A 4,784-nucleotide genomic window follows, 5' to 3' on the forward strand; every position below is an offset into this window, starting at 1 on the left:
CGGCGATAGATATCACCTTCATGACTGAAAAATAAATCACAACCATTATTAAATATTTTATTCAAAGGGACTCTTTCCATTATGACGGAATATTATGTAAATGAAGCCGTTCTGTCTTTCGACGGCAATATATCTCAGGACAGTACCATTAATATGCTGCGCCTCAGTGATCCCGATGCCGCATTAATTATCAGCCGGGGCCAGATGCAGGAGGGAGACGAATTAGCCTCTCAGGTTGAACAGCAGATGAAAAAACTGGAAAAGCAGGTTAAGGAGCTGCACTACACGCCCGTGCAGGTGACCCGGGTGGGGATTAATGACGGCGAAGAAGGGCTGGAGATACAGAGTCAGTTTCTCCGGGGTAACGAGCAGGTGTACCAGTGTCAGGTGGCATTTGTATTGCCGGGTGAGCGGGTCATGATGGCCTTCACCTACGCCAGAACCACACCGCTGACCCCGGCAGACATGACGCGCTGGGCTGAAATTAAAAAGAATCTGCGCTTCAGGATGCGGCAGGAAGCCAGGACGAATTAATCACACAGGGAACGGGACATGGAAGAGGCATTCTGGGCGGCAAGGCAGGGGGATGCCCTGCTGCATACGTCGTTTATGGCAGATGTGCTGGGGGCTGTGCTGGAAGTGGCGGCAAATGTCGTTATTGATGCCCTCATTGTCGGGGCTGCCACGGTGCTGGCAGCGTCAGCGGGGGTGACGCTGGGGTGCACGGCCGTCGTGCTGATCGGTTTTGTGGCGGGGGTGGCGATGGTGTACACCGGCGTGACAGAAACGGTCAGCGAAGCCTGTTCTGCCCTCGCTGATATGTTGTTCCCGCCTCAGACTGAAGGTTACATCCTCACCGGCTCTGGTGACACATTGATCAACAGCAAACCTGCCGCGCGGGCAGCAGCCACTGCGGTATCGCGGCAGGAGATTGAGGCGCAGGAAGCGCAGGCGAAGGCGGAACAGGAAGAAGCGCAGCGTCAGGAGGACGCCAGAACATTCCGGGATGTGGCCGGGGAATATCTGGAAATGGCGGGGGTCATAGCCCTGGCGGTTAACCCGGTGACAGGACCTGTGCTGATGTCCCGGGCGCTGTCCGGCCAGCTCAGTACGGAAGAAGGGCGTGCTGAGCTGGTGGATGGCGTGACACATTTTGTGTCGGAACTGTGGCAGCCCACTGTGGCCAGTGCGGCTCCGGGCTCCACCCCGACCCCTGACGATAAAATCGACTGCCATAAACATCCCTCCTCACTGACTCAGTTACTCGCACAAAAAAAAGCCGCCTTTCTGGATGACCCTGCGGGAACGGTCCTTAACCTGTTCAGTCCGGACGGTATGCTGGAAACCGCCTTTCAGGGCGTGAATGCGGTTATTGGCAGTATCAGCAATCTGTTCAGAGATGATGACGAACCGCCAGCGGCGGAGTATATCGCGGAAGGCGCTCGGGATGTGCGTATCAACAGCCAGCCGGCGGCACGCAGCGGGGCACGCTGTACCTGTGAGGCCCGGGTGGTGAATGAGCCGGGGGACGGGGCGTTTGTGTCACCGGATGTCCGCATTGGGGGGCCGTTACTGGTGGTCAGGGATATCAGAAGCGGCAGGTCGCAGATAACCCTGGTGGCAACCGTGGCGCTGATGTTTCTCCGCCCGGGCAAAATGCTTTCTAAAATCGCCTGTTTTGCTGCCGGTGTCGGGATGAGCATGATAACACAGAAGGCCATCAGCGCCCTTCCACATCCGGTCAACGCCGCCACCGGAGCCAAATATCTGGCGGATGACGACGATTTCGACTTCAGCCTGCCGGGTCACTTTCCGCTGGACTGGCAGCGTGTGTACAGCAGTCGTGACGAGCGCACGGATGGGATGTTCGGTCAGGGCTGGAGTGTGATGTATGAAGTGAGCCTCGAGCGCACACCGGGTAACGCGGACGAAAACTGCATGACCTTTGTGTCGGGTATGGGGCGACGCCTGGATATGGAAGCCGTGCTGCCGGGGAGCGGGTTTTACAGTCCCGGTGAAGGACTGGCAGTACGGCGTGGTGAGCAGGGGCACTGGCTTATCAGCAGCGATGATGGACAGTTTTTTCTGTTTGAAGCCGACCCGCATCACCCGCAGCGCCAGCGGCTGAAAATGCTGGGCGACCGTAACAGCAACTGTCTGAATCTGTACCACGACGAGCTGGGGCGCATCACGCAAATCAGCGGCGAACAGCAGCGTCCGTGCATCCGTCTGCATTACGACCTGGCGGCGCATCCCCGGCGGGTGACGCAGATTTATCAGCATTTCCCTGATACTGCACCTTTACTGCTGCGTCGTTACAGTTATGACGCAGCCGGGCAGCTGACCGGCGTGTACGACAGTACCGGCCACCTGCTGCGCGAGTTTGCCTACAACGATAATCACTGCATGACCCTGCACCGCCAGCCGGGCGGCGAGGGATATTATTATCAGTGGGGCTGGTATGACGGTCCGGATGACGCAGCGTGGCGGGTGACGGGGCACCACACGGACAGCGGTGAACAGTACCGGCTGGCGTGGAACCTGGCGGCGCGCAGGCTGTGCGTGACGGACGGTCTGGGGCGCACGCGTTATCATCAGTGGGATGCGCAGAACCAGGTGACGGCGTACCAGGACGAAGCCGGGCAGGTGACGACGTTCCGCTGGAGCGACGAAGAACGGCTGTTACTGGGAATGACCGATGCGCAGGGCGGCAAATGGCGCTATGTGTATGACCGGCAGGGGCATATCACGGAGACGCACGACCCGCTGGGGCGGGTGGCACAGACACAGTGGCACCCGGTGTGGCACCAGCCGGAAACGGAGGTGGACGCGGCGGGGAACAGCTGGTGCTGTGAGTACGATGAACGCGGCAATCTTCTTGCGGTGACCGACCCGCTGCAGCAGAACACCCGGTATCAGTATGACCGCCACGGCCAGGTGGTGCAGATAACGGATGCGCGCGGGGGGAATAAATACCTTCAGTGGAACGAAGACGGGCAGCTCATGCGGCACACGGACTGTTCCGGCTCGCAGACGGCCTGGTTCTACGACGAACGCACGCGGCTGATACGGATGACAGACGCGCAGAGCCACAGCACGCGCTACGGGTATGACGACAGCGGCCACCTGACGGAGGTGATACTGGCGGACGGCCGCACGGTGAATTACCAGTCGGACGCGGCGGGCAGGCTGGTGAAGTACACCAGCCCGATGGGGAGGATAACGCGCTGGCAGCGGGACGGGCAGGGCCGGGTGCGCAGCCGGACAGACGCGACGGGGCGCAGGACGGCGTTCGGGTACGATGCCTACGGGCGTCTGGTCACGCTCACGAACGAGAACGGAGAAAGCTACCGGTTCCGCCATGACGTGCTGGACCGTCTGGCGGAGCAGATAAATCCGGACGGCTGCCGTCAGGCGTACCGTTACAACGCGCTGAACGCGGTCACGGAGGTGGTGTTCACGGGCGACCAGGGCGGTGAAATCCGCCACCGGCTGATGCGTGATGCAGCGGGCCGGCTCACCGCAAAGGAGACGGCAGAAACCCGCACGGAATACGTTTATGACGCGGCAGACCAGCTGCTGGAAATCCGCTGCCGGCGGCACGACGCAGACGAAACCGGCGCGCCGGAGATAATCCGCTTCAGTTACGACAGACCAGGCCGGATGCTGAGCGAGGAGACGGCGCAGGGCGTCCTGACCCACCGGTACGACGAACTGGGCAACCGGACTGCCACCACGTTTCCGGACGGCAGAACGCAGCGGCATCTGTACTACGGCAGCGGTCATCTCCAGCAGATAAATCTGGACCGGGAAGTCATCAGCGAGTTCACGCGTGACAGCCTGCACCGGGAGGTACTCAGAAGCCAGGGGCGGCTGAGCACGCGGCAGCTTTATGACCCTGCCGGGCGGCTGAAACGTAAGGAGACCTGCAGCGGAATGCGCGGGGTGGTGCCGGAGACGTTCACGGACCGGCAGTACAGCTACAACGGTCAGGACGAACTGCTGAAGACACGGCACAGCCGGCGGGGCGAAACGGATTACTTTTACGACAGCACGGGGCGCATCACGGCGTGCCGCCTGGAGGATGAGGGGTATCTGGCGAGCTGGCAGTACGACGCAGCGGGAAACCTGCTGGACCGGCGTGCGGGGGAAAGGGCCACGGCAGAAAACAGCGTGGTGCCGTTCAGCCGGCTGATGTCTTACCGTGGTGTGCACTACCGTTATGACGAATATGGCCGGATGGTGGAAAAGCAGGGCCGGAGCGGAACGCAGAGTTACCGCTATGATGCGGAGCACCGGATGGTGGAGGCGAGGACAGCGCGGGGGACATACCGGTATGTGTACGATGCGCTGGGGAGGCGGACGGAAAAACAGCATATCAGCCATGACGGTAAAGCGTACAACCGGACAAAATTTTTATGGGACGGGATGCGGCTGGCGCAGGAGAGCAGGCCGGAAGGGAGCAGCAGCCTGTATATTTACAGTGCCCCGGGGAGTTATGAACCGCTGGCGCGGGTGGATAAGGCGGGCAAAGGGGAACCGGCCCGGGTACTGTATTTTCACACGGATGTGAACGGCGCGCCGGAAGAGCTGACGGACAGCGACGGGAAAATCGTGTGGGAGACGGGATACCAGGTCTGGGGAAACACAATACAGGAGAAGGATCACGGCGGGGTGGAGCAGAGCCTGCGCTACCAGGGACAGTACCTCGACAGGGAAACGGGGCTGCACTACAATCTGCACAGGTACTATGATCCGGATGTCGGGCGGTTTACGCAGCCGGA

The 4,784-nt window shown here is 60.6% G+C and carries 2 protein-coding genes; both read left to right on the forward strand.

Annotated features, from left to right (window positions below):
* The first annotated feature begins 81 nt into the window (after positions 1-81).
* Entirely contained in the window at positions 82-534 is a 453-nt protein-coding gene (locus A7Z06_RS21305; protein WP_000141613.1) for a DcrB-related protein, read from the forward strand.
* Between the two features lie 18 nt (positions 535-552).
* A partial coding sequence (locus A7Z06_RS21310; protein ID WP_105279579.1) for a DUF6531 domain-containing protein occupies positions 553-4,784 on the forward strand: 4,232 nt, incomplete at its 3' end.

Source organism: Escherichia sp. MOD1-EC6819 (assembly GCF_002965765.1).
Lineage (GTDB): Bacteria > Pseudomonadota > Gammaproteobacteria > Enterobacterales > Enterobacteriaceae > Escherichia > Escherichia ruysiae.

Bases quoted from the DNA above. Each gene is read 5' to 3' on its own strand.
- A7Z06_RS21305 (WP_000141613.1), top strand. From the start codon at position 82: ATGACGGAATATTATGTAAATGAAGCCGTTCTGTCTTTCGACGGCAAT.